Annotated in this window: 20 protein-coding genes; 6 read left to right on the top strand and 14 right to left on the bottom strand. The window is 66.8% G+C overall.

What is annotated here, in order from left to right; translation table 11 throughout:
• Positions 1 to 9: 9 nt before the first annotated feature.
• Complete coding sequence (locus tag ACFQ9K_RS34820) at positions 10 to 333, bottom strand: metal-sensitive transcriptional regulator (RefSeq protein WP_150404174.1); 324 nt, start codon at positions 331 to 333, stop codon at positions 10 to 12.
• A 169-nt stretch (positions 334 to 502) separates the two neighbouring features.
• Here ACFQ9K_RS34820 and ACFQ9K_RS34815 point away from each other — a divergent pair, with 169 nt between their 5' ends.
• Together ACFQ9K_RS34815 and ACFQ9K_RS34810 are read left to right on the top strand one after the other, a co-directional pair.
• Positions 503 to 1,312, top strand: a complete 810-nt coding sequence (locus tag ACFQ9K_RS34815) for an S-methyl-5'-thioadenosine phosphorylase (RefSeq protein ID WP_378725569.1) — start codon at positions 503 to 505, stop codon at positions 1,310 to 1,312.
• A 33-nt stretch (positions 1,313 to 1,345) separates the two neighbouring features.
• Positions 1,346 to 2,359 carry an NAD-dependent epimerase/dehydratase family protein gene (locus ACFQ9K_RS34810; protein WP_378725567.1) on the top strand — a complete coding sequence of 338 codons (1,014 nt, stop codon included), beginning with the start codon at positions 1,346 to 1,348 and terminating at the stop codon, positions 2,357 to 2,359.
• A gap of 13 nt (positions 2,360 to 2,372) precedes the next feature.
• Here the strand turns inward: ACFQ9K_RS34810 and ACFQ9K_RS34805 are convergent, their stop codons facing one another.
• Positions 2,373 to 3,389: a GAF domain-containing protein gene (locus tag ACFQ9K_RS34805; protein ID WP_378725565.1), complete on the bottom strand. Its 1,017-nt coding sequence runs from the start codon at positions 3,387 to 3,389 to the stop codon at positions 2,373 to 2,375.
• An 81-nt stretch (positions 3,390 to 3,470) separates the two neighbouring features.
• Positions 3,471 to 4,304, bottom strand: coding sequence for an NAD(P)H-binding protein (locus ACFQ9K_RS34800; protein WP_378725563.1), 834 nt, complete (start codon positions 4,302 to 4,304; stop codon positions 3,471 to 3,473).
• A gap of 97 nt (positions 4,305 to 4,401) precedes the next feature.
• Between ACFQ9K_RS34800 and ACFQ9K_RS34795 the strand changes: the two genes are divergently transcribed.
• On the top strand, positions 4,402 to 4,962 hold the full coding sequence (locus ACFQ9K_RS34795) for an NADPH-dependent FMN reductase (RefSeq protein WP_378725561.1): 561 nt from the start codon (positions 4,402 to 4,404) through the stop codon (positions 4,960 to 4,962).
• Positions 4,963 to 5,058: 96 nt separating this feature from the next.
• On the opposite strand, the gene ACFQ9K_RS34790 is transcribed toward ACFQ9K_RS34795, so the two are convergent.
• Both ACFQ9K_RS34790 and eccE read right to left on the bottom strand, forming a co-directional pair.
• Positions 5,059 to 5,400, bottom strand: a complete 342-nt coding sequence (locus ACFQ9K_RS34790) for a hypothetical protein (protein ID WP_378725059.1) — start codon at positions 5,398 to 5,400, stop codon at positions 5,059 to 5,061.
• 135 nt (positions 5,401 to 5,535) lie between these two features.
• Entirely contained in the window at positions 5,536 to 7,188 is a 1,653-nt protein-coding gene (eccE, locus tag ACFQ9K_RS34785; RefSeq protein WP_378725057.1) for a type VII secretion protein EccE, read from the bottom strand.
• Between the two features lie 112 nt (positions 7,189 to 7,300).
• Between eccE and eccB the strand changes: the two genes are divergently transcribed.
• Positions 7,301 to 8,785, top strand: coding sequence for a type VII secretion protein EccB (gene eccB / locus ACFQ9K_RS34780; RefSeq protein WP_378725055.1), 1,485 nt, complete (start codon positions 7,301 to 7,303; stop codon positions 8,783 to 8,785).
• A gap of 4 nt (positions 8,786 to 8,789) precedes the next feature.
• Here the strand turns inward: eccB and ACFQ9K_RS34775 are convergent, their stop codons facing one another.
• The 3 genes from ACFQ9K_RS34775 to eccD all read right to left on the bottom strand — a co-directional run bounded on the left by ACFQ9K_RS34775 (position 8,790) and on the right by eccD (position 12,690).
• Entirely contained in the window at positions 8,790 to 9,596 is an 807-nt protein-coding gene (locus ACFQ9K_RS34775; protein ID WP_378725053.1) for a potassium channel family protein, read from the bottom strand.
• Between the two features lie 215 nt (positions 9,597 to 9,811).
• On the bottom strand, positions 9,812 to 11,227 hold the full coding sequence (mycP, locus tag ACFQ9K_RS34770; protein WP_378725051.1) for a type VII secretion-associated serine protease mycosin: 1,416 nt from the start codon (positions 11,225 to 11,227) through the stop codon (positions 9,812 to 9,814).
• Complete coding sequence (eccD, locus tag ACFQ9K_RS34765; RefSeq protein WP_378725049.1) at positions 11,224 to 12,690, bottom strand: type VII secretion integral membrane protein EccD; 1,467 nt, start codon at positions 12,688 to 12,690, stop codon at positions 11,224 to 11,226. Before eccD ends, mycP begins: the two co-directional genes overlap by 4 nt.
• 170 nt (positions 12,691 to 12,860) lie before the next feature.
• Between eccD and eccCa the strand changes: the two genes are divergently transcribed.
• Together eccCa and ACFQ9K_RS34755 are read left to right on the top strand one after the other, a co-directional pair.
• Positions 12,861 to 16,895 (top strand): type VII secretion protein EccCa, encoded by a 4,035-nt coding sequence (eccCa, locus tag ACFQ9K_RS34760; protein WP_378725046.1) that lies wholly within the window; start codon positions 12,861 to 12,863, stop codon positions 16,893 to 16,895.
• A 17-nt stretch (positions 16,896 to 16,912) separates the two neighbouring features.
• A complete protein-coding gene (locus tag ACFQ9K_RS34755) occupies positions 16,913 to 18,352 on the top strand; it encodes a type VII secretion-associated protein (RefSeq protein WP_378725044.1) in 1,440 nt (479 codons plus the stop codon).
• Between the two features lie 217 nt (positions 18,353 to 18,569).
• Here ACFQ9K_RS34755 and ACFQ9K_RS34750 read toward each other — a convergent pair whose 3' ends face one another.
• The 6 genes from ACFQ9K_RS34750 to ACFQ9K_RS34725 all read right to left on the bottom strand — a co-directional run bounded on the left by ACFQ9K_RS34750 (position 18,570) and on the right by ACFQ9K_RS34725 (position 25,061).
• Positions 18,570 to 18,872 carry a WXG100 family type VII secretion target gene (locus ACFQ9K_RS34750; protein ID WP_378718158.1) on the bottom strand — a complete coding sequence of 101 codons (303 nt, stop codon included), beginning with the start codon at positions 18,870 to 18,872 and terminating at the stop codon, positions 18,570 to 18,572.
• A 41-nt stretch (positions 18,873 to 18,913) separates the two neighbouring features.
• Positions 18,914 to 19,231 carry a WXG100 family type VII secretion target gene (locus tag ACFQ9K_RS34745; RefSeq protein ID WP_378718156.1) on the bottom strand — a complete coding sequence of 106 codons (318 nt, stop codon included), beginning with the start codon at positions 19,229 to 19,231 and terminating at the stop codon, positions 18,914 to 18,916.
• Positions 19,232 to 19,621: 390 nt separating this feature from the next.
• Complete coding sequence (locus tag ACFQ9K_RS34740) at positions 19,622 to 20,890, bottom strand: hypothetical protein (RefSeq protein ID WP_378718154.1); 1,269 nt, start codon at positions 20,888 to 20,890, stop codon at positions 19,622 to 19,624.
• Positions 20,887 to 22,074: a hypothetical protein gene (locus ACFQ9K_RS34735; RefSeq protein WP_378718153.1), complete on the bottom strand. Its 1,188-nt coding sequence runs from the start codon at positions 22,072 to 22,074 to the stop codon at positions 20,887 to 20,889. The genes ACFQ9K_RS34740 and ACFQ9K_RS34735 overlap by 4 nt, the downstream gene beginning before the upstream one ends.
• A 136-nt stretch (positions 22,075 to 22,210) precedes the next feature.
• The gene (locus tag ACFQ9K_RS34730; RefSeq protein WP_378718152.1) at positions 22,211 to 23,776 is read right to left on the bottom strand and encodes a serine/threonine-protein kinase; all 1,566 of its coding nucleotides are present in this window, start codon (positions 23,774 to 23,776) and stop codon (positions 22,211 to 22,213) included.
• Positions 23,777 to 23,849: 73 nt separating this feature from the next.
• Positions 23,850 to 25,061, bottom strand: a complete 1,212-nt coding sequence (locus ACFQ9K_RS34725; protein WP_378984094.1) for a hypothetical protein — start codon at positions 25,059 to 25,061, stop codon at positions 23,850 to 23,852.

Here is a 25,061-nt window from a genome sequence, read left to right as displayed (position 1 = left end):
CGCCGGGGGTCAGGAGCGAACCAGCCGGGCGATCGCGTCGGTGGCCTCTTTGATCTTCGCCTCGGCCTCGGGTCCACCCGCCACCGCGGCGTCGACCACGCAGTGACTGATGTGGTCTTCGAGCAGCCCCATCGCCACCGCCTGCAGCGCCTTGGTCATCGCGGAGACCTGGGTGAGGATGTCGATGCAGTACTTCTCCTCCTCGACCATCCGCTGCAGCCCGCGCGCCTGCCCCTCGATGCGACGCAGCCGCTTGAGGTAGTCGTCCTTCGCGGTGATGTAGCCGTGCGCGGCATGATCGTGCGCGGTGTGGTCCTGGGGGGTCGTGGTCACCGTGTCTCCTCGCTGGCTGCCGGTCTGCGGGCGAACCGGATTAATACCCCCCTAGGGTACAGTTTTCCGTCCCGCTTGTCAGGCGGGCGCCCACCGGGCCCGAGCTGCCCGTCGCGCGGAGTTCGGTCCCCCTCGAGCGGCCGTCGCGTAGAGACGAGAGAATCGGTGCATGAGTTCGCATGCCAAGCCCGCGCTCGCCGTCATCGGCGGCAGCGGCTTCTACGATTTCTTCGACAACGAGGCGACCCATGTCGAAGTAGAAACCCCCTACGGCGCGCCGAGCGCGCCGATCGCGGTCGGCGAGGTGCAGGGGCGCCCGGTCGCGTTCCTGCCGCGGCACGGCAAGAATCACGAATTCGCCCCGCACACCCTGCCCTACCAGGCCAACATGTGGGCGCTGCGGTCGCTCGGCGTGCGCCGGATCTTCGCGCCGTGCGCGGTGGGCAGCCTGCGCGCGGACTGGGGTCCCGGCACGGTCGCCGTGCCGGATCAGCTGGTGGACCGCACGTCCGGTCGCCCGCAGACCTACTTCGACGGGGGCGGCGTGCACGTCTCGTTCGCCGATCCGTACTGCGACGACCTGCGCACCGCGACGATCAAGTCCGCCGACGACGTGCTGCCGATGAAGGGCGCGGGCACGATGGTCGTCGTACAGGGCCCTCGGTTCTCCACCAGGGCCGAGAGCCGCTGGTTCGCCGGGCAGGGCTGGGATCTGGTGAACATGACCGGCTACCCGGAGGCGGTGCTCGCCCGCGAACTCGAGATGTGCTATGCCGCAGTCGCTTTGGTAACCGACCTGGACGCCGGACTGGAGGAGGGCAGCGGCGTGCACGCGGTCGACGTGTTCGCCGAGTTCAAGCGCAATCTGGTGCCGTTCAAGGACCTGATCCGGCGCTCGGTGGCCGCGGTCACCGAGACCGACACCTGCGATCGGTGCCGCGTTCATACCGGGGTGTCGCTGCCGTTCGAGCTACCCTGACCCATGCGGGGGTGCCGAACAAGGGTGCGGTGAATGAGAGTGCTGATCACCGGCGCGGCCGGTTTCCTCGGAACACACGTGGGCAAAGCCGTGTCGTCCGCCGGGCATGAGGTGGTCGGAATCGACCTGATGCTGCCCGCGGTGCACGGGCCGGACGCGGAACCACCGGACGGCGTCGCGCGGGTGGACGTGCGCGACGCCGACGCGCTGGTGCCGCTGCTCGCGGGCATCGACGTGGTCTGCCATCTGGCCGCGGTCACCGCCGGCGGCCCGGCCGACTTCGCGGCGCACAACGATCTCGGCACCGCGGCGCTGCTCGACGCCATGGAGCGGGCGAAGGTGCGCCGCCTGGTGCTCGCGTCCTCGATCGCCGTGTACGGCGAGGGCCGCTACCGCAGCGCACGCGGCGGGCCGTTCTTCCCCGGACTGCGCAGGCGCGCGGATCTGGATCGGGGCAGGTTCGATCATCGCGCGCCTCGCACCGGCGACCTGCTGACCTGGGAGCCGGTGAGCGAGGACGCGCCGCTGCGTCCGCGCGACAGCTACGGCGCGAGCAAGGTGGCGCAGGAAAACTACGCCTTCGCTTGGGGATTGAACGTCGGCGGCGCGGTGACGGCACTGCGCCTGCATCAGGTCTACGGCGAGGGCGCGCGGGCCGGAATGGTGGGCCGGGTGCGGGCCGCGCTGGACGAGGGCCGGGCGCCGCACGTGTTCGAAGACGGCGGGCAGGTACGGGACTTCGTGCATGTGCGCGATGCCGCCGTGGCGGTGCGCGCGGCGGTCGAGCAGGCGCTGCCCGGGTTCGTGCCGCTGAATATCGCGTCGGGGCGGCCGATCACGCTGTGGGAGCTCGCCTCGATCATGGCCACGGCGCGTGGTGGTCCGGCGCCGATCGTCACCGGGCAGTACCGGCTCGGCGACGTGCGGCATTTCGTCGCCGATCCCGAACGGGCCAGGCGGACACTGGGTTTCACCGCGATGGTGGCGCCGAGGATCGGGCTCGCCGAGTTCGCGGCGGCGCCGGTGCGGGCGGCGACCGCCGGTTGACCGGCGCGCCCGGTCAGCGGTGCGGCCAGTCGACGACATCCAGCTGAACCAGGGCGAATTCGGGTGTGGGTGTGCCCGTGGTGCCGCCGGGGAGCGGGGACGCGGCCAGATCGGCGACCAGCCACTCGCCGGTGTCGGTGGCCATGCGTACTCCGGGGATCGTCACCCGTTCGGCGCCGGAGCGGATGTCGTTGCGGGCGCGGACTATTCGATGCCGATCGGCCGGGTGCGGCACCGTGCGCTCGTCGGTGCCGCGACCCCAGCGCAATCCGGGCACGGGTTCGGTGACCCAGCGGACCAGCCGCACCTGGGCGAGGTCGACGATGGCCAGGTAGAGGTTCGGTTGTGCGCCGCGCAGCAGGTCCAGGGTGGCCGCTTCGAATGATTTCCGTTGCGGTGCAACGCTGTCGGTGACGTCGACGGCCACGCCGAGCCAGCGGTACCGGTTCTCGTCGGGGTTGCGGGCGGCGAGCAACAGCGTGCGCGGTCCGGTCCTGGCGCGCACCGTCGCCGTGTCGAACCACCGGTCGCCGGGCTCCGACCTGGCCAGCGTGGCGACGAGATCCAGTGCGCCGTCGAATCGCTCGATCAGCTCGAAGGATTCCGCGCCGATCCACACGACGTGGTCCGGCTCGAAATGCGGTCCGAGATCGTGCGGGCGGGCCTCGATCCGCCGGGTGCGCGCGTCCACACCGAACGCGGCCACGCCGACCGGCGGCGGTGGCTCGCCGGTGCCGACCCACAGGCGCACGGCGTGGACGCGGTTGTCCGGCCCGTGCAGCGGGACCACCAGGATGCGCAGTCCCGACCAGTTGTGCCGGGACTGCGGCAGCTGCTGGTCGATGCTCGAACCGGTGGTGTAGGCGGTGGCGACGAGGGGCTGCAGTCGCGTGGATACCGCGCGCTGGAACGACTTCCACTCGCGCGGCGCCGTGCCGACGGCCAGCAGCGACCACGTGTCGACGTGGCCGAGCGTCTCGATGAGCAGCCAGCGCCCGAGTATCACGAATCCCCCTCCCGAGTCGAACACTATGCCACGGTCAGGCTGATAGTCAGGCCATATCGTGCCTGATTCGGCCGCGCGGACCGCGCGAGGGGTCCGCGTGCGCGGTCAGCGGGCGAAGTCGGCGGCGTGCGCGCGCGCCCACTGCTCGAAGGTGCGCGGCGCGCGTCCGGTGACCTCGTGCACGGTCGGGTACAGCGTCTCCTCGTCCAGTGTTCCGTCGGCGAAGAAGCTCAGGAAGGCGTCGGCGTAAGGCTGCGGCAGGCCGGCTTCCAGCTCGGCCCTGGTCTCCTCGGTGGTGAGCCCGTGCGCGACCAGTTGCCGGTCCAGAACCGCTGCGAGGATGGCGATCTGGTCGGCGGGCAGCAGCGCCTGCGGGCCGGTCAATTCCAGGATCCGGCCGTCGAGGTGGTCGCCGGTGAGTGCCAGGGCGGCGACCGCGGCGATGTCGGCGGGATCGATCGCGCCGACCCGGACGTCGGGGAACTGCACCCGCACCACATCGCCTGCCGCGAGTTGCGGCAACCAGCGCAGCGCGTTCGACATGAACGAGCGCGGGCGCAGGAAGGTCCACGCCAGTTCGGATTCGCGGACCGCCCGCTCGGACAGGGTCATGTAGCGCGATACCGCGTTGTCCAGGTCCTGCAACGCCGCCGAGGCGCTGGAGAGCAGCGCGATTCGTTGCACCCCGGCCTTTTTCGCGCGGTCGAGCAGGTCGGCCTGGTTGTCGTAGCCCGGCAGCAGGAACAGCGCGTGCACGCCGTCGAGGGCCTCGGCCATGGTTTCCGGGCGGTTCAGGTCGCCGGTCACCGTCTCGACGCCGGCGGGCAGCGTGGCCGTTGCCGGATCGCGCACCAGGGCCCGGACCGCAGTGCCGGACTCGCTCAGCGTCGTCACCAGTTCGCCGCCGATGTTCCCGGTCGCGCCGGTTACCAAGATCATTTCGTTTCCTTTCGGCCACGCGGGGCGATCGCGTTCGCTCCGGCCACGGGCAGTCTATTGACCGGCTCCGTCCGGCCGCGCCGGTTAGGCTCACGCGGTGGACACTCCGTTGCGACTCGAGGTAATCGTGGCCAGCGTACGTCCGGAGCGGTTCGCTCCGGTGGTCGCCGACTGGTTCCTGCGCACGGTGGGCACGCACGCCGAGTTCGATACGGGCGTCATAGATCTGGCAGAAACCCGATTGCCTGCCGACCTCACCGACACCCCCGAGGCCGCCGCCTACCGCACCCGCCTGGCCGCCGCCGACGCCTTCGTCGCCATCACCTCCGAGTACAACCACGGCTACCCGGCCTCCCTGAAAACCGCCTTCGACACCGCCAAACAGGAATGGCGGGCCAAGCCCATCGGCTTCGTCTCCTACGGCGGACTCTCCGGCGGGTTACGCGCGGTCGAACAATTGCGTCAAGTGGTCGCGGAGATCCACATGGTCTCGATCCGCGAAACCGTCAGCTTCCACCAGGCGAAGAAACAATTCGACGACGCGGGTGAAACCCACGACGGCGCCGCCATCGACGCCTCCGCCCGCATGCTCCGCCAATTGGCTTGGTGGGCAAGAACTCTGCGTGCCGCTCGGACTACCGACCCATACCCGGGTTAGCCCCATGCACGAAATGCGATGCGGGCGGGCATTGCCCGCCCGCACCTGCGTCGACGTCAGGCGTCAGCAGTAGCATTCATGCCCTGCGTGGTCGGGTCAGATATAGCGAACGAGTTTCCACAGCAGATTGCCGGTCGGCTGCCCTTGATAGAACGTGGTCTCGCATAACAGGAGGGCCGGCCTTCCCTCCTTGTCGGTGCCCTCCACCTGTTCACCCGCGACGCTGCAGTCATCTCCCCAGACCGCCGCCGATGCCGCTGGCATGCCCACCGAGATCATTCCACCCACGGTCAGTGCGGCTACCGCAAGCCCGAAAAGCGCACGTTTCATCAGATAGTCCCCTTCATCAGCTGACACGTTGTGCCCGAGGGGCCGTAACAACACACTGATCGACGAACTGACCAACTCGCCGCCGAACTCCCCCGGCGGTGCACCCACTCAGCCTCCCACAGGTGCAACCGAGCCCGATGCTACCGCGTAGTGCACATCAATGCGCTTGTGTCACACCGATTGTGCGGCCGCGCGCCGGATTGCCGGTGAATCGGTGCGCGGCGGGTCGAGAGGTGCGCGGCGTCATCCGTTGGCACTGACCGGGGCCCCGCGGCGGCCGCGGGGGTGGCCGATGTAGGTGGCCTCGCGGGGGATGGAGACCAGGGTGAGGTCGACCTGGGCGGTGCCGGTGCGCAGGATGACGTGGTTGCCGATCGCTCCGGGCTGGTGGATGGACAGGTCGGGGCGGGTGGCAGGCCAGCCCATCGGGTCGCCGGTGACGTAGATCGTGGTGACACCGGCGTGCGGGGCGGGGGCGAGGACACCGTCGACGACGGTGGCGGTGAAACCCGCGTCGGACTGGTGGGTTTCGACCGCGAGGGTGAGTCGTTCCGGGTTGCCGATGGTGGTGACGAGGTTTTCCCAGGCGTGCGCGCGGTCCGTGCGGATCAGGATGCGTTCGCCGACCGCGAGCGCGCGGAACACCAATTGCTGTGCGAGATAAAGCTCTCCGGCCACATAGACGGTCGAGATGCCCGCGCCGACGATGCGGACCGCGACGCCGTTGCCCTCGTCGTCGGAGCCGATCAGCTGACCGCAGCCCGAGGACGGCAGGTGCAGGGCGTCGATCACGTCGATCGGGTATTCGCTCATCGGAACGGTGTCGTCCACGCCGGGCACGGCGAGCGGCAGGTGCGCGAGCAGCCCGCTGCGGTGCCGTCCGTTCATCGACACCATGCCGGTCAGTTTGCTGCGCTCCGGCAGTTCACGCGCGGTCAGCCGCCACGCGGCGCCGATGCTCACCGACTCCGCCGAGCTACCCGGCCGCAGCCGCACCGCCACCGTGGTGCCGCGCGACGGCGCGACCCACAGCTGCGCGAGCAGGTCGGAGCCGAGCCGTTTCGGGTCGACGGCCATGCCGATGTTCACGCTGTTGCCGATTTCGGCGTAGCGCCAACGATGTTCGAGCGTGCGCGGGTCGAAACCGCTGGTGATCTGCAGGACCGCCTTGCGGATTTCCGGCGCGGTGAGGATGCGGGCGTTGCAGTCGGCGTCTTCCAGCGCGCGCATGATGCGCTGGGTGGCGATGGTGACCGCGCGCGACGCGCCTTCCGCGCCGCCGCCGCGCCGGGCCGCCGCTTCCGGGCAGGCGACCGCGTCGAAGCTGATCGCCAACCAGACCGTGCGATGCGCGGTGGCGGGCAGCGGGCCGAGCAGCGATTCGTAGATCTTGCCCGCAGGCGTGCCCGAGCGGCTGCGGTGCCCGTGGCTGACGATGTCGATGCCGCTGAGCAGGATGTCGTGCTGGTTGAGGCATTTCGCCAGTTCCGGCAGCGGAAGCAGATGCGAGGCGTGCACGGTATTGCGGGCGATCCGGGTCAGGCCGCCGGGGGGCGCGAGCACCTCGACGACCGTGACCACGCGGCTGCCCTCCCAGTACAGCCCGAGCGAGCGCCCGTCGGTGCCGCGGAAATCGACCGTCTGACCGATCGTGTACTCGCGTTTGGTGAGGTAGCGCCACCAGGTCGCGATCCAGTCCAGCACCGTGCGCTTGGCGATCGGGATCAGCGGAATCAGCGCGACGACGATGCCCACCCCGAGCGCGATCAGCGGCTGCAATCCGGCGAGCAACGCCACCATGCCCGCGATAAAGCCGATGACCTGCGCAATCAACAGATTCTGCAGCGAGATTCGGCCAAAGAGCGGCCGTGGTCCCGCCCCGGCAGGTTCCGCCATCGTCGTCCCCCAAGTACCCGGTGTCGGCCGATTAGGAGTGGCCGAGCTGAACAAGAGTCCTCGGGAACTGTACTGTGTTGCGCGAACGTGAGCACTGTTCGGGGGAGGAATAATGCCTTCAAAACCCACCACTCGGTGGCAGGTCAGCGGTTACCGCTTTCTGGTCCGCCGAATGGAGCACGCCCTGGTCCGCCGGGACGTGCGAATGCTGCACGACCCGATGCGCTCGCAGTCGCGGGCGTACGTGGCCGGGCTGGTTTTGGCGATCGTCGTGTTGGCCGGTTGTGGTGTCCTGGCGCTGCTGCGCCCACAGGCGAAAATCGACAACAGCAAGATCCTGATCGGTAAGGAATCCGGCGCGGTCTACGTGGTGATCGACGACGTCGTGTACCCCACTCTGAATCTCGCCTCGGCCCGCCTTGCTGTGGATGATGCGTCCAAGCCTGCGATAGTCAAGGAATCAGAACTCGGCAAGAAGGCGCGCGGTCCCCTGATCGGTATTCCTGGTGCTCCGGGCGCGCTGAACTTCGACAAGTCGGGCAAGGGGCGAAGCTGGGCCGTTTGCGATTCGTTGAAGACGGATGGCAGTGACGACCGCACCACCTCGGTGCTGATCGGTGATCTCGACCTCGGCGACAAGGCGTCGGCCATGGGCCGGGACCAAGGCCTGCTGGTGAAGGGCAAGAACGCGACCTATCTGGTGTGGAACAACACGCGCGCTCGGGTCGACATGAACGACCCGTCGGTCACCGTTCCGCTGAAGATTCGCGGCGCGATCCCCCGGCCGATCAGCGAGGGCCTGCTGAACTCGATTCCCGAGGTGAATCAGATCGTGCCGCCGAAGATCGATGATCCGGGCGGGACGCCGAGCTACCCCATCAATAACTTGAAGATCGGCACCGTAGTTCAGATCGCCGGTAAAGCCGATCAGAACGCCGTGATCCTGCGCGACGGTTTGCAGCCGATCAGCCCGCTGACCGCCGCCATCATCCGCAGCTCGCAGCCGAGTTCGGATCACGGCACCGCGATCGGTGACTTCGAGGCGGCCCGGGCGCAGCCCTCGCGGGCGTTGAAGGTGGATACCTATCCGGACGTCGCGCCGGCGATCATCCAAACCAGCTCTCGTCCGGTGAGTTGCCTGTCCTGGAAGCCGATCGCCGGAGCCGCGGGCAACGCCGACGTCGCCGTGCGTGCCGAATTGGCCGTCATCGACGCCACCGACCTGCCGATGCCGAAGAGCGCCAAGCTGGTTCCGCTCGCGCAGGCCGACGGCAACGGGGACAACGTCGACTCGGTGTACTTCAAGCCGGGTTCGGGCGCCTTCGTCCAGACCACCGGCATCGAGGTCGACAGCCGGCGCAAGGACAGCCTGTTCTACGTCTCCGACACCGGCGTTCGGTACGGCATCAAGAACAAGGATGCGGCGAAGGCGCTCGGTATGGACCTCGAAGGCGGCGTAACACCGGAACCCGCGCCGTGGCCAATCGTTGGTCTGCTGGCCGGCGGGCCGACCATGGGCCGCGAGGAAGCGATGGTCGCGCACGACGGCATCGCCCCTGATCCGAGCCCGGCGAAGCAGCCGATCGCCGCCAAGTAGTCGGCTACCGGCCTTCCGCGCCAACGGAATTCGAGCTTTCGGCATTGTCGGTCCGGTGTAGCGCCGCCACCTCGGCGCGCAACGCCCGGATCTCCTCGACCAGCACGGTGATCTCCCGGTCGGTGCGGTCGGCCGATTCCTCGACCGTCTTCAGCTGATCGATCACCCAACTGGTCGTGGTGCCGATGGCGAACGAGATGATGCCGATGCCGAAGGTCATCAGCACCAGGGAGATCAGCCTGCCCTCGACGGTGACCGGATAGACGTCGCCGTAGCCGACCGTGGTGACCGAGACCGCCGACCACCACAGCGCGTCACCGAAGTTCAGCACTTTGCTGCCTTCCACGCCGTACTCGGCGTCGAAAAAGGCCAGGCTGCACAGGAAAAGGATCAACACCGAACTGCTGCCGACGAACACCGAGAGGCGGGTGCGGTGGGTCAGCGTGTGCCGGTTCAGCGTGCCGAGCACCAGCACCGCCGCCCGCACCAGCCGCAGCGGCCGGAACGGCGGAACGAGCACGATCAGCAGTTCCACCGGATGCGTGCGCAGAAATTGCCAGCGGCGCGTGGACAAGCCGAACCGCATCAGAAAGTCGCCTGCGAACAGAGCCCAGATCACCACGTCGACCCGTTCGAGCCAGGCATCCAACTGCGGCGAGGCGCCGGTGTCGAGCACGAACCACGCATAGACGCCGAGAAAAAGGACGGCGAGCACCACCATCGGCACTCCGGTCGCCTTCTCCCACGCCGCGCGGCGGCTGAGTCCCGGTGTCGCGGCCGGGCCGCCACCTGCTTGTTCTTGCTGCTTCATGGGGAACTACCTGCGTCGATTCGGATCCGGCACCCTGTGTACCGCAGTTTGCCGTGCAGACGCTACCTGCAGCTCAAAGGATTTTCCGGCAGCCCGCACGAGCTGTCGAGCCGAGCGGATCGAAGAAGTTCCCGAACCGATGGAACCGGCCGTGATCTTGCTGCGTCAGCCGCTTCGGCTGAGGCCCTTCGTTGGTTTTGGTGAGTTCGGGCGACTTACATATCGTCGCCGGAAACGCCGAATCTGCGGCGAATCGGGAACGATGCGAGCATGCCGAGGATCAGCAGGATGGCGACGGTGCTGCTGCCGATCAGGGCGATGTTGCGGGCTCGGTTGTCCGGTGGCGGGGTTGGTGCGGGGACCGCCAACTGAACCTGCTTGGGCGCGGAGGGCTTTTTCGGGGGCAGAGGTTTCGTGGTTTCGGCAGTGAGCGCTGCGATCGGATCGACTGCGCCGTAGCCGACATAGGGGTTCCACCCCTCGGCTGGTGCGTGTGCGGTGGCCTCGATGCGTTTGATCACTTCGAGTGGACTCAGTTCGGGGAACCGGGCACGAACCAGTGCGACAACGCCGGACACATACGGAGCGGCAAAGCTGGTGCCTGCCAGAGGGATCATTTGGTCATTGTCGTAAATCCCGGTAATGGTGCCGTTGCTGCGCGCATCGAGGGAAACAATGTTTTCGCCCGGCGCTGCTACGCCCATCCACGGACCCGGCACGGTGAACGTCGACGGTGCGCCGTTCTGATCGATGGATCCGACCGAAAGGACATAGTCGTCGAAACGCGCGGGTGTGACGTTGGTAGTCACGTTCTTCCACGGGTCGCTATTCGGATGGAGTGGGTTGATGACGTTCGGGTTACTCGGCTTGCAGTAGTTGTCGGTGTTGCCGGCTGCCGTCACCACCACAGAATTCCGCTCCAGCGTGGCGTAGCGCACCGCAGCGCCGACCGCCTCGTCTGCGGGTTGTTGGCTGCCTGGCACACACAAGACCAATGAGATGTTGATGACCGACGCGTTCATATCGGCGGCTCGACGGATCGCAGAGGCGAGTGCATTGATGTTGCCGTAGCCCTTCGGGGGATCTTCCGGTTTCTTGTCCGGTCGGCCCTGGGCTTCGTAAAACTTGCTGGTTTGACGAATCGACACGATCCGCGCGTCGGGTGCCACACCATGAAAGCCTTGCCCATCAACTGGTTTCGCGCCGATTATGCCGGCGACAACCGTCCCGTGTCCGTCGCAGTCCTCGCTGATGCCGTCGCCTGGATCCGCCACATAATCGCCGCCCGCTTCCAAATTCGGCAGACGAGGGTTACGGGTGACACCCGTATCGATGACCGCTATGAGTTGGCCTTCGCCGCGAGAAAAGTCCCAAGCACGGTTGATGTTGAGCGCAAGCTGTGGTAGCGGAGCGGCGGGACCCTCTCCGCCCTGTTGAGTAGACGCGCAGGGCGTGTTGGCGGGATGCTCAGTCTTGTCTGGTGGTCGCGCCGGGTCTCCGGGTAAGAGCCTTCCCGGGTCGACCGGCGGTGGCCGATCCGCGTATGCCACACCCTGACTCGCGCCCAACCCGAACGACATGCTCAGCCCGATGACCGCGGCTGCCGCGCCGGTGCGCAGGTAGCGGTTCACAGCCCGCGGACGAGGGAGTAGAGGCCGGCCACCCAGAAGACCAGGGGGAGGACGGCGGCTACGAAGGCGTATTCGAGCAGTTCTACGCCGCGGCGCATGGGTGGGGTGGCCGATTGGTTGGGGATGATGATGCCGAGGATGAGGGCGGCGATGAGGATGACCATGGCGGCGCCGAAGACGGCGAGCGGCTGGTCCATCTCGAAACTGGCGCCGATCAACATGATCAGCACGATGCCCGCGCCGCCCGCGATGAGGACGACGGCTTGTTCGGCGCCCGCGTAGGTGCGGCTGCGGAACATCAGGACGACGGCGCACACGATGGCCAGGGCGATGCCCTGCCAGTACGGGTCGTCGGCCATCGGGTCGGTGGCGGCGAGCGCGCCTACGACGGTGACCAGCGTGGTGGCGGCGACCAGGCCGGCCAGGTACATGCGGGCCCGCTCCGACTTCACCCGCAGCGCCTCCATGGTCGGCAGGGCGCGGTGATCGTCGGGGTCGTCCTCGGTCGGGTCGATCGGGGTGCCGGGGGAGGGGACCGGCGGCAGCGGCAATTTGGCCAGCAGCATGGAGATTCGCGGCGCGAGGGCCAGACCGGCGAGGCCGAGGGCCGCGGCGCCGGCGCCGATCGCGCGCTCCGGCTGTGCGGTGAGCAGCCCGACCAGGGCGGCGGGCACGGCATACACGGCAAGCGTGGTGGCACCGATGAACAGCGCGAGACCGACACCGCTGACCCGCCACGCCAAAACCGCGGTGGCGCCTAGTAATACAGAGCCGAGCAGAATATGCGGCCAGCCGTAATGATCGGGCACATAGAGCATGCCTGCGGTGAAGGCGGTCGGTAGTGCGCAGCCACCGAGCACCAGCGCGGTCGAGGTGTCCCCGTACATCCGGCTGAGCACCATGGCCGCGACCACCAGCAGGATCGTCACCGCCAGCGCGACCGAACCGCTGACCCAGTAGGGCAGCGAGCCGGGCGCGAGCAGCAGCCCGAGACAGCCGACGAGCATGGTGAGGGCGGCGAGCACCGAGCCGGTGATCCGCGCGACCTTGGGGGTCCAGCTGCGGTAATGATCGGTATCGGCGATCGCGACGTTGTACATGATGTCGTCGAACAGCGGCGTGGGCGCGGTGTGCGAGGCGCTCTCCAGCATGAGCAGCTCGCCGTCGCGCACACCGTGTTCGCCGAGGCTGAGCGAGTTGGAGAACGGGGGGTGACCGATCCGGGCCAGCACCCACTCGGCGGGCTCGAAGCGCTCGCCCTCGTTGTCGAAGTCGTTGGAGCGGCTGTGCTGTGCGACCATGTCGACGACGCTCGGAATCACCAGCGCGACCGGCACGTCCACCGGGATCGCCATGTCCACCTGGGTGTGCTTGGCGAGGATCGTCACCCGGGCGAGGTCCGGTGCGCGGACGATGCCGTGCGAGGAGTTTTCATCGATGTGGTCAAGTCGCGCGTGCGTCAAGCTTCCCCCAACTCGTCTTCTACCTCGTATTTTCGCAAACCCGAGACCCTACGTCGAGTTTGCGAACCCACGGTTCGGGCAGCAGAATGCTGGTCGAACTGTACGACATGTCGGCTGGGGCCTCTACACTGAGCCGGAATCACAGCAGTCGAGGAGGGGGATTCTCGCAGATGAGTACCGTCCGGTTTCAGCGACGCGCGCGCCGGGAGATGCCGCGCTCGCCCGGCGGCGAGGTCACCTTGCAGCCGCCGCCCGAGATCCCCAGGGTGACGCCGGGCAACCTGCTGATGAAGCTGATGCCGGTCGTGATGATCATCGGCATGGTCGGCATGATGGCGCTGATGTTCACCCAGGGTGGTGGCATCGGGTCGAATCCGATGAGCATGATGTTCCCGCTCATGATGATGTTCTCCATGGTCGGCATGTTCGCGGGCCAGGGCGGCGGCAAGGGGGCCAAGGCCGCCGAGGCGAATGAGGACCGCAAGGACTATCTGCGTTATCTGGACCAGGTGCGCCGCGACGTCGACACCACGGCGACCCAGCAGCGCGCCTCGGTCGAGTGGAGTCATCCCGAGCCCACCCTGATCTGGATGCTCGCGGGCACCAGCCGCATGTGGGAGCGCCGGGCCGGCGACAAGGACTTCTGCCACGCCCGCATCGGCGTCGGCGGCCAGCGCCTGGCGACCCGCCTGGTCGCGCCGGAGACCGGACCGGTCGAGGAGCTGGAGCCGATCGCGGCGGTCTCGCTGCGCCGCTTCGTGCGCGCGCACTCCACCGTGCCCGATCTGCCGACCGCCATCGCGGTCAAGGGCTTCGCGACCATCGCGCTGGACGGCGACCGGGTCGAGGCCAGGGACATGACCCGCGCGATGCTGTTGCAGCTCAGCATGTTCCAGGCGCCGGACCAGGTGCTGTTCGCCTTCGTCTGCGGTCCGGACACCGCGCGCGAGTGGGAGTGGACCAAGTGGCTCCCGCACACCCAGCACCCCGACGCCCAGGACGGCATCGGCACCCAGCGCATGTTCTACGGCTCGATCCGCGAGGCCATGGCCGGATTGCAGCCGCTGCTCGGCAACCGGGTCCGCTACTCGCGTAACCAGCCGGCCAACGCGAACATGGTGCACATCGTGATCGTGGTCGACGGCGGCCTGCTCGAGGCCGAGGACGATCAGCTGCGCGAATCCGGCTACGAGGGCGTCACCATCATCGACCTGTGCGGTTACGCCCCGCGGCTGGCGGTCTCGCGCGGCATCAAGATGATCGTGGAGAACGGCGAATGCGTCGGCCGCGGCGCGACCGGCAACCAGGAGCGCTTCGCGCTGATCGACCGGATCAGCCCGCAGCAGGCGCAGCAGGTGGCCCGCAGGCTCGCCCCGTATCGCGCGGCGACCCAGCGCAGCAGCGACGTGGAAACCGACGACTCCGAGGTGATCTCGACCTGGAGTCAGCTGATGGGCCTCGGCGACATCGGCACGTTCAACCCCGAGCACGCGTGGCGTCCGCGCTACGGCCGGGAGCGGCTGCGCGTCCCCTTCGGCGTCGGCGCCGACGGCCTGCCCGTCGAACTCGACATCAAGGAAGCCGCCGAGAACGGCATGGGCCCGCACGGCCTGTGCATCGGCGCGACCGGTTCGGGTAAGTCGGAGTTCCTGCGCACCCTGGTGCTCAGCCTGCTCGCCACGCACTCCCCGGACCAGCTCAACCTGGTGCTCGTCGACTTCAAGGGCGGTGCGACCTTCCTCGGCTTGGACAGTGTGCCGCACGTCGCGGCCGTCATCACCAACCTGGAAGAAGAGGCCGACCTCGTCGACCGGATGAAGGACGCGCTGGCCGGTGAGATGAACCGCCGCCAGGAGGTGCTGCGTGCCGCGGGCAACTTCGCCAACGTCTCCGAATACGAGAAGGCCCGCGCCGCCGGCGCCGACCTCGATCCGCTGCCCGCGCTGTTCGTGGTGCTCGACGAGTTCTCCGAATTGCTCACCCAGCACCCGGATTTCGCCGAACTGTTCGTCATGATCGGCCGGCTCGGCCGCTCGCTGCACGTGCACCTGCTGCTCGCCTCGCAGCGCCTGGAAGAGGGCAAGCTGAAGGGCCTGGAGAGCCACCTCTCCTACCGCATCGGCCTGAAGACCTTCTCCGCCAACGAATCTCGCCAGGTGCTCGGCGTGCCCGACGCCTACAACCTGCCGAACAATCCCGGTGGCGGCTACCTGAAGTCGGACTCCGGCGAGATCGTCCGGTTCCAGGCCTCCTACGTCTCCGGCCCGTATGTCGGCGGCGGTTCGCAGCGCGACATCACCGTCGCCACCCAATCCGGCGACATCGATATCAAGGCCCGCCCGTTCACCGCCACCCACGTGGATTTCCGTGCGGTGGACCGGGTTCCGCTGCCCGCCGAGCCCAGCGAGACCGAGCATCAGGGCGAGGACGGCGAGCAGGTGTCCAACGTGCACATGCTGGTCTCGCGGATCAACGGCCACGGCCGTCCCGCACACGAGATCTGGTTGCCGCCGCTGGACGAGGCGCCCACGCTCGACCAGCTCATCCCGCGCTCGATCCTCACCGGCGAGTACTCCGCGGTGGCCACGCTGCGCGCGCCGATCGGCATCGTCGACCGGCCGTACGACCAGCGGCGTGACCCGATGGTCGTCGACCTGTCCGGCGCGCGCGGCAACGTCGCCGTCGTCGGCGGCCCGCAGTCCGGCAAGTCGACCGCGCTGCGCACCCTGATCATGGCCATGTCGCTCACCCACACCGCCGAGCAGGTGCAGTTCTACTGCCTCGACTTCGGTGGCGGCACGCTGATGAGCCTGCAGGGCCTGCCCCACGTCGGTTCGGTCGCAAGCCGATTGGACGGAGACCAGGTCCGGCGCACCGTCGCCGAGATGACCACCATCGTGCGCACGCGCGAGGCGCGGTTCCGGCAGCTCGGCATCGAGTCGATGACCGAGTTCCGCCGCCTGCGCGCCATGGATCCGTCCAGCAGCCCGGCCGCGACCGGTGCGCACGAGGATCCGTTCGGCGATGTGTTCCTGGTGATCGACGGCTTCGGCTCCATCCGCCAGGACTTCGAGCTGCTCGAACAGACGATCATGAACCTGGCCGTGCAGGGTCTGTCGTACGGCGTGCACATCGTCATCGCGCTGGCCGGCTGGCGCGAGGCGCGGCCCGCGCTGAAGGACCAGATCGCCACCAGAATCGAACTGCGGCTCGGTGATCCGATGGACTCCGACCTCGGGCGCAAGTTCGCATCGATGGTTCCGCAGGCCCGCCCCGGTCGCGGCATGACGCCGGACTGCCTGCACATGCTGACCGGTCTGCCGCGCATCGACGGCAGCTCGGACCCGACCGATATCGGCCAGGCCGTCGCCGACGCCGTCGCGACCATCGCCCGCCTGACCCCCGGTCGCCCGGCGCCGTCGGTGCGCATGCTGCCCGAGGAACTGCCGCGCGAGCAGATGCTCCAGCTGGCCGGAAACTGGCCGTCGCAGGTCGACCGGTCGGCCAAGTGCATGCGAATCCCGATCGGTATCAACGAAGCCGAGCTGGCGCCGGTCTATATCGACTTCGCCGTGAGCCCGCACTTCATCATCATCGGCGACACCGAGTCGGGAAAGACCACGCTGCTGCGCTCGATCGTCGAGGGCATCTGCGCGTCGAACACGCCGGACCAGGCGCGCATCATCATGGGCGACTACCGGCGTTCGATGCTCGGCCTGGTGCCGGAGGGTTACCTCGCCGGATACGGCTCGACCGCACCGCAGTTCACGCAGAACATGATCGACCTGGCCGCATACGTCAGCAATCGGTCGCCGGGCACGGACGTCACTCCGCAGCAGCTGAAGGAACGCTCCTGGTGGAGCGGACCCGAGCTGTACGTGATCATCGACGACTACGACCTGGTGTCCACGTCGAGCGGTAATCCGGTGCAGGCGTTGCTGGAACATCTGCCGCATGCCCGAGACCTGGGTTTCCACCTGATCATCGCCCGGCGTTCCGGCGGTGCCGGCCGCGCCATGTTCGAGGCGACGCTGGCCAGGATGAAGGACCTCAGTGCGGCCGGTCTGACCATGAGTTGCAGCCGTGACGAGGGCGTGCTGATGGGTACGACGCGGCCGGGTCCGATGCCTCCGGGGCGTGGCACCTATGTCTCCCGAAGCGGCGAAGGCCTGATCCAGACGGCCTGGATGCCGCCGCCGGCCTGATGTCCACCGTCGAGCTCGTGGTCACCGACACGCGTGTCTGGGCGCGTGGCGCGACGACGCACTGGGACGTGCCGCCCTCGATCGTGTTGGGTAGCAACGGGTTCGATCTGGTGGTCGGGGAGCCGCTGGCCCCGCCGACGCAGGTGAGTTCCGCGGTGCAGTACGTGCCCGCCGAGGCGATCGCGTTGCTGCCGCGCGTTCCCAGCGTCGTGGACGGTCTGACCGCCGTGTTCGCCGCGGTGCTGGAAAACCTGCGGGTCGCCGCGCCGTGCGAGCGGATCACGCTGATCTGCCCGACCGAATGGGGTGCGTCGCGGCGGTCCGTCCTCGACCAGGCGGCTCGTCGCTTCACAGCGGACGTCGTGTTCGAGGAGCTTGCGGTGCGGGCGGTGGCGGCGGACGAGGGCACCAGCCACAGTCGTCGCACGCTGGTGCTGGAGTTCGGCGCGCTCACCACCACGGCCACCGCGGTCATCCGGAGCCATCAGGGCGTGCACATCGAATCCTGCGAGCACCAGCCGACTCTCGCGCTCGCCGAGGTGCTACCGGAATCGCGTGGCTTCACGGCCTTGTGCGCGTTGATCGACCGGGTGCTCGACGGTCAGCCGGCCGACCTCGCGCAATCCGTGGGCGTCACCGAGGCCGGAAAGCTGGACGTTCTCCGTGCGGCCGTTCAGCAGCGCTGTGGACAGGGCATCGGGTTGCGGGCGCTCATCGGATCCGATCTGATCCGAGGCCGGCAGACCGAACCGATCCATCAGTCGGAGCTGCCGTCCGTCCTGCCGCAGGACGAATGGATGCAGCCGTTGCGCGAACGCGCCGCTGCTCAACAGCCGCGTCGTGGCGGTCTCGGATATGTGGGCGCGGCCGTCGCCGCGGTAGTCGTGGTCGCTGCGGCGGTCGTCGGCGGGGTTGTGTTCCTGAACCGATCCGACGATGCACCGGTGGCCGCGCCTGCCACCGCCGTACCCAGCGGTGAATCGGCACCGAGCAGTACCGCCGCCGCACCGACGACCACCCCTGCGGCAGGTCCGGAAACCTACGGCCGCATCCGCTTCCAGGTCCCCGACGGCTGGCATATCGCCTCGACGCCGGACGCCTCCGGCAGGTCTCGGGTGGATCTGTCCCCGGACGACGGTGCCCGCCTCCGCGTCACAGTGACGCAAACCCCGGTCGCACCGGGTGCCACCTACGACCAGGTCGCGACGAAACTAGAGACCCAGATGAAGCAGCGCCCGGCGGGCGTGATGTCCGACTTGCAGCGCGACGTCGTCTACGGCGGCCGGTCCACCCTCGCCTACACCGAACGCCCCGGCGACGGTTCCACCGTCCGCTGGCATGTGCTGCTGGAGTACGGAATTCAGGTCAGCATCGGCTGCCAATATGCCGACAACGACTGGCAGTCCTTGTCGACCACCTGCGAGAACTTCGGTAGTTCGGTCCGCGTGATTCAGTAACGCCAGTGCGCTCGATTCAGCCTGCGATTCGTTTGAGCGCGAATGGCCTTAGCCGGTTCAACGTGCAACTCTCGCGGGAGAATCAGGTGGCATCCAGCGGAAAGAGTTGCGCCCTCGAGAACCCCTCGGTGGTTACGTGCAGGAAATCATCGAGCGGACATAATTCGGGCCCCCGGCAAGTAGCTTGCCGGGGGCCCGAATTGGCCGAGACAGGATCTCAGAAAAGACCAGCGAGGCTGGTGTCGGTGCTCTGCAGATCCGTGTTGCCGGAGCTGACGGCGCGACCGGCGGTCTCCAGCGTGGCGTTCAGCTGGGTGACGCTGGTGTTCCACTGCGACTGGAGCTGGGCGAACGCATCGTTCGCGTCACCCTTCCAGTAGTTGGTCACGAAGTCGGTGACCTGCTTGTGGAAGTCCTCGAGCATGCTCGAGATGTTCTTCGCTTCGGCCACGATGGACTGGGCACCAGCCTCGACCGCTCCGAAGTTAGAGGAAATGGTGTCTGGGTTGTTGGCTGCCATCTGGAGCTTCTCCTTTGGTATCTGGTGGTTCAGCTGATCGGTCAGGGAAGCGTGAGGCTGGAAGCCTGCTGCGCCACCTGCTGGGCGAACTGCTCGTCCTGCGCGGCGAAGGCGTGACCGGCCTTGGTGAGCTTGTCGGCGGTCTGGTCGAGCGTGTCGTTCAGCTTCTTCGCCTGGGCGAAGTAGTTGTCCATGAGCGAATCGAACGCCGCCCGCGCTTGGCCCGACCAGGTCGCGGTGGTGTCATCCGACTTCGTGTTCAACGCGGTGATCGCGTTCTGCAGGGCGGCGTGACGATCCCTGCAGTTGTTTGCGAACGCCTTGATCGTGTCGTTGTTCGCTTCGAGCTGTCCTGCCATTTCGGCTCCTCCTCGGTTTCCCGTCTCGGCCAACGGCAGAAGCCCCCAGTTGGCCTGTACATCTGATTGGACGCTCGATAGGTCTGATCGGTTCCATCCGACTCGAGAAAATTTGGATCTCCCCCTACGGAGATCAGACCCCAGCGTCCTTTGCCCTTGCGCATCCGTGCTGTCGGGGCCGCGGACGGGCCGCTCGTCAGGTCACGGACGTAATGATCTTGGCATGCTTGCAACGCCAGCGCTCGGCTCCCCTCCTTCCCCCTGCTCGCTGATGTCTTGATTGGCGAGTGGGCTGGCTGCGTATACCTTACCCAACCACTATGGCTCTCGCTACAGCAGATCGTGGGTATATCGGCAGGAAGCCGTCAGTGTTGGGCCGGGTCGACGATGCTATTGACTGTTGGCGAGCAGCGCGTATTGTGCCGCCGCACGCTGTTGCGTGTCCTGGAGCTGGGTGCTCCAGACGTAGCCGACGTAGACGCGGTACCGAACGACGCAAATCCAGTCCTTGACATATCTGTCCGTCGGAAGTTCGGCGCATTTACTGTCCGGTACGTTCGGTGGCGCTTGCCCAGCATCTGGCGCGTCGAGAATCGCCGACCATAACTCTCTGGCCGAGTCGGTGTCTCGCGCTCGGATCAGGATGGCACCCTCGAGGAACCTGCCGATCCCTTTGCCGAAACTTTGGGCGATCCCCCTGGTGTAGCTGTTCGTCGTCGCGGAGTAGGCATCCGAGAATGCGAAATGCTCACTCTTGGCGTACAGGATCCGCGCCGCCATCCGGTCGGTCTGCCAGTGCAGGAATCCTTGCAGTTCGTATGTCGCGAGTCCGCCGACATCGGGAACGGGCAGCTTCATCGGGTTGAGCACCCGGCGGATCATGCCCTCGGGGTCGATATCCAAACGCAGGACCTGCTCGGCTGATAGCGGCGTGAGGGTATCCAGCATCGGTAGCTGTGCGGAATATATCTTCTCGACTATTCCGGTCAGGGCGGTGAGATCGGACTGGGATGTGGAGACGAAAGTATTGATCACATAGTTGCCGTGTGCGATGACCGATCCGATCGTGGGCGTCCCCGGGCGCCAATGAGAGTGCGCCAGTGGATATTTTGCGAGCGAGACGCGTTCGTTCTGGTCGGGTGCCACGGCGAAATCGGCATCTTCGAATTCGCGGGCTGCTTGCTCAGCAGCCGCAGGATCGGGAAACTGCATGACGGTCACCGTCGTGAGCGTCGATTCCAGTGGTACGGCAACCGCGGTCTCCGGTCGGAAATCGCTACTGCCGGAAGCGAACCCGAACAATACCTTGTTCCGCGCCGCGATCGATACGCTCTGTTCCGCCAAGGCGTTCTTGACGTCGTCGGGTTTGGTGATTTCCTGGACACCGGTGCCGTATCGCAGTTTGGGGTCGATGTCGATGCCGGTAACCACATGGTTCGCCAGCCGCGACACCGCCAGTGCGGTTCCTTTGCGGAGCGAGTGCGAGTACTGCGAGTAGGTGTCGAGTGGCTCCGTGGGGTACTTGCCGACGTCGAGCGGGCGCACGTCTATCTCGCCCTGCATCGGTGCGCCGGTTATCGATGAACCGCATCCGGCGGTGGTGAGCAGCACGACGGCGGCTGCGACGAGTCGAACGCTCCGGTTGATCATGAGGCTCACTTCGCCCTCGTGAGAATTGCGTACTGCGCCGAGATCCGTTGGTATACATCGATCAGCTGATCCGATGTCACCTCAGCCGTGTAGCGGTCGAAGGACACAGCGCAGTGAAATCTGGGGACCAGCGCATCTTTCGGGCGGAACTCACGGCAGCGGGCATCGGGGAGATTCCTCGGCGGATCGATCGGCCGATAGAGCTTGCTCAGCGCGCCGTGACTGTCTCGAATGAGCTGCGCGCCTTTGCGATCCCGGGCGCGATAGAGATATCCGGCGTTGTACGCCATCCAGTCGACCCCGGCCTCGTCGAACAACTTCTTATCCTGCGCGGGATCGCGGCTCAGGTGGGGTGCGCCGGCCCGGTCGTAGAGGCCAGGAGGGTTGCGCCAACCGTCTTCGTTCGGTCGTGGGAGAGCCCGACCGAGCATGCCGTCATGGTCCAATGGGGTATCCGTCAGCTTGTCCGGTGGCGTCGGACGGAACTCCCGCAGCCGAGCGCCGACCGTATCGATGCTCTTCTCCACGAGCGCGACCATGGCCGGTAGGTCGACGGTGTCGAGCACTTTCTTGGCTTCATCCCGGATCGCGGTGTGGATGACGTACTGCCCGCTCGCTTGGAATGAGTAGAGCTCCTGTGTCCCGGGCTTCCATATCGCGTGTGCGTCTGGATATTTGCCGATATTCACCGGTTCGCTGAAACCCTTCTCAGTGGCGAAGGCCTGTGTGAGAGCGTCGGCCGCCCGCGTGGCGGCTTGTTGGTCGGCGAACAACAGCACGGTGTTCTCCAGGGAGGTGGCGATCAGTAGATCCCTCTCGGTGTACGCGGTACTGGAGAAACCAGCGATGAAGCCCGGTGTGGTCGCACGGAAACTATCGTCGGACAGCCCGAGTGAAGATAAGGTCTCGATGAATCCCCGGGTCGTCGAGATGTCAGAGATGATCTGAACGGTGAAGCGTGGGTCGACATCCGTCGGCAACGGGACGAAGTTGCCCATTCGCTGGCCTTCGCTGAGGCGCGCCCGGTCGAATCCAGGTTTACCGATCTCGCGCGGCGCCGTTGCGTAACTGCCGACATCGAGCTGGCTGACATCGACGGCAGGCGGTGGTGGTGGCGAGTCCGACCCGCATCCTGCGGTGCCCACCGTCAAGACGACCAACCCGGCCGCGAGTGTTCCCAGTGCTGTCCGCATCGTTCCCTCCATCGACCGGCAAGCAGGAGGACAAGCCAACGAACGATGATCCCCCCGGGTGCACGCACGTGCACCAGCGACGCCACGCAGTCGGCAACATAACACCTGGGACTGCCGACCCGCGACACTGTTCGGGCTACTTCACCCGCTTCTGGAGCAGCGGGACCAGCTTGTCCAGCAGTATCTGCTCCGAATCCGGATTCCAATTACGAAATGCGGCTACCGCTTCGGGATCGTCGAGCGGGATGACGGTGGCCCGGGTGCCCGCGACCTGGTAGGGGAGCCCGCGCAGCCCGCCACCGCCGGCGTCTTCGTCGGTGCGAACCGCGAGGACGTAGCTGTCGGAGGCCACCTCGAGCGAGTCTCCCGGTTTCATCGGGCGAGGTGACGGCTCGTCGCCCTGCGCCGCGTAGCTCAGGTTGTAGACGAAGCCGAGGTCCTCCAGGAACTTCGCCTGGGCGGTGCCGCCGAGGAAGATCGAAACCGGTTTACTCGAACCGACCATGCGCTGCACATCCACCAGCGTGATGGTCTTGCCGCGGAAGGCGGGATTGGCGGCACGGGCCTGTGCCTTCGACGGTAACGCGCTGACGGCGACCGTGGAGCTGGCCGCCGTGGTCGTGGCCGCGATGGTGGAGCCGGACTTGTCGTTATCACCGAGTCCCCAGATGCCCACACCTGCGGCCAGCGCCACAACAACGGCACCGGCACCCACTCCGAGAATCCACCGCCTGCGCGAAGAGACCGGCGGCGCCACCGTCTGCGGGCCCGAAAACGCAACGCGTGGATCGGTATTCGGCCGGGGATCGTAGGACTGGATCGGATAGGAGCCCGAGGTGCTCGCCGGGGCCGGGACAAACCCGGGGGAGAAGGCGGCGGCGGCCGCGTCGGTGAATTCGCGGCAGGTGTTGTACCGGTCGGTGGGGTCCTTCGCCATCGCCTTGGCGAAGACGTGATCGATGGCGGCGGGCAGGCTGGGGTCGACGGCGGTGGCCAGTGGTGGCGGCTCGTGCAGGTGGCCCATCATGACCAGCGCGGGTTGGGTTGCGGGGTACGGGTTTCGGCCGGTGAGCAGCTTGAAGAAGGCGCAGGCCAGGCTGTAGATGTCGGCCCGGTGGTCGAGGTGGCCGCCGACCAGTTGCTCCGGCGGGGCGTAGGCGATGGTCGCGACGAAGCTGCCGGTCTGGGTGAGTTCGGTGGTGTCGTCGTTGGACTTGGCGACGCCGAAATCGGTGAGCAGCACGCGTTCTTCGTCGCCCTCGGTGGAGGAGAGCAGGAAGTTGGCCGGCTTGACGTCGCGGTGCAGCAGGCCTTTTCGGTGCGCGTAGTCGAGGCCCTTGCCGACCTCGGTGGTGATGCGCAGTGCGCGAAGCGGATTCATAGCCCGCCGGTCCCTGGCCAGCTCGGCCGAGGCGTCGGTGCCGTCGACGTACTGCATCGCGATCCACAGCTGACCGTCTTCTTCGCCGCGGTTGTAGACCGAGACGATGTTCGGATGGTCGAGGCCGGCGGCGAGGTTGGCCTCGCGTTCGAAGCGGGTGCGGAACTCGTGGTCGCTGCTGAGTTCGCCGCTGAGCACCTTCAGCGCGTCCATGCGCGGCAGGCTGGGATGTTTGGCCAGGTAGACGGTGCCCATGCCGCCCGCGCCGAGCACGCCCTGGACGCGGTACCCGCCCACGATGGTGCCGGGGCTTATCGCCATGATCCACAATCTCCTGAGTCGGTCCCCACGCGGCAGCATACTGGAACGCGCGGAATGAGCCGGGTGCGTCGCATCAGCGGCTGTTCGCGAAAATCGCGTACTGTGCGGCGGCCCGTTGCTGCACGTCCAGCAACTGATCGCCGGTGACGAAGCCCGCGTATTGGCGATAGGCGACAATGCAGGTGAATCGCTTTATCTCGAAATCCATGGCCGAATGTTTGTTCTCGACGCACGCGGAATCCGGCACATTCGGCGGGGCGTCGGCATCGTGCGCCGCCGGGGCGGGGGTGCGCCGTTCGGCGACGATCCGCTTCGCCGTCGCCGAATCCGGCGTGCGGGCCACAATGGTGCCGTTGGACACGGCGAATCGGTCCGCGTTCATCGCGCTGAACCGTTGTTTCGCGACACTCAGATCGTCGGCGTATTGCACGATGCCGCGCAGTCCGTAGATTGCCTGACTGCCGATTGCCGGTCGTTCGGACTTGTTCGGATTCAAGGTGCGGCTCAGCAGATGATCGGTGTCCCAGGGCAATTGGTACAGTTCTTCCTCGGTGAGCGGCTTCAGTTGATCCAGCGCGGGAAGCTGTGCGGCATAGGACTTTTCGGCGAGTCCGAGTAATGCGTTCAGGTCCGGTTCATTGGTGGACACCAGATAGGCGACGACATAGGACCCGTGTGCAAGGAACGCGCGCAGAAACGGCGTGCCCGGCCGCCAATGCGCGTGGGCGGAAGGGTAATTCGGCAGCGTCACAGGCTGGTTCTGCTCCCGGTTGGCATTCAGATCCGCGTCATAGAACTGCGCCGCGGCCGCCGTCGCCCGCTCCGGATCGGGAAACTGCATGACCATCGTCGAGATCGCCGTCGCGTGCTGCGTCGTCTTGATCGGCCAGGCGGACGGGACGATCGTGGTCTTCTGATCGAAACCGGTGGTCTTGAAACCGAACAGCAATTTGTTCCGCTCGGCGACGGGCTTCAGGTCGCCTTCGCTGCCGAGTTCGCCGGGCAGCAGTCCGCGGGTTATCTCGAACGGCAGTTGGCCGTATTTCAGGTGCGGATCTATTTCGTAAGCCGGTAATACGTAGTCCGACAATCGCATTGCGGCGATGTGCGGCATGGAGGTGAAATCGGGACGGTAGTCGTCGTCGTGCGCATTGGGCGGCTCGGTGGGGTAGGACCCGGTATCGAGGTTGCGGATATCGACCTCGGCGGGCTGGAAGCTCCCGGCTACGGTCGATCCGCACGCGGTAAGGCCCGCCGTCGCCAGGGCGGCGAACGACAACAACAC

Origin of the sequence: Nocardia sp. NPDC056564, assembly GCF_042793755.1 — a bacterium.
In the GTDB taxonomy this organism is placed as follows: domain Bacteria; phylum Actinomycetota; class Actinomycetes; order Mycobacteriales; family Mycobacteriaceae; genus Nocardia.
The sequence above is the reverse complement of the archived record's forward strand: the minus strand, read 5'-3'. Positions and strand labels throughout refer to the sequence as shown.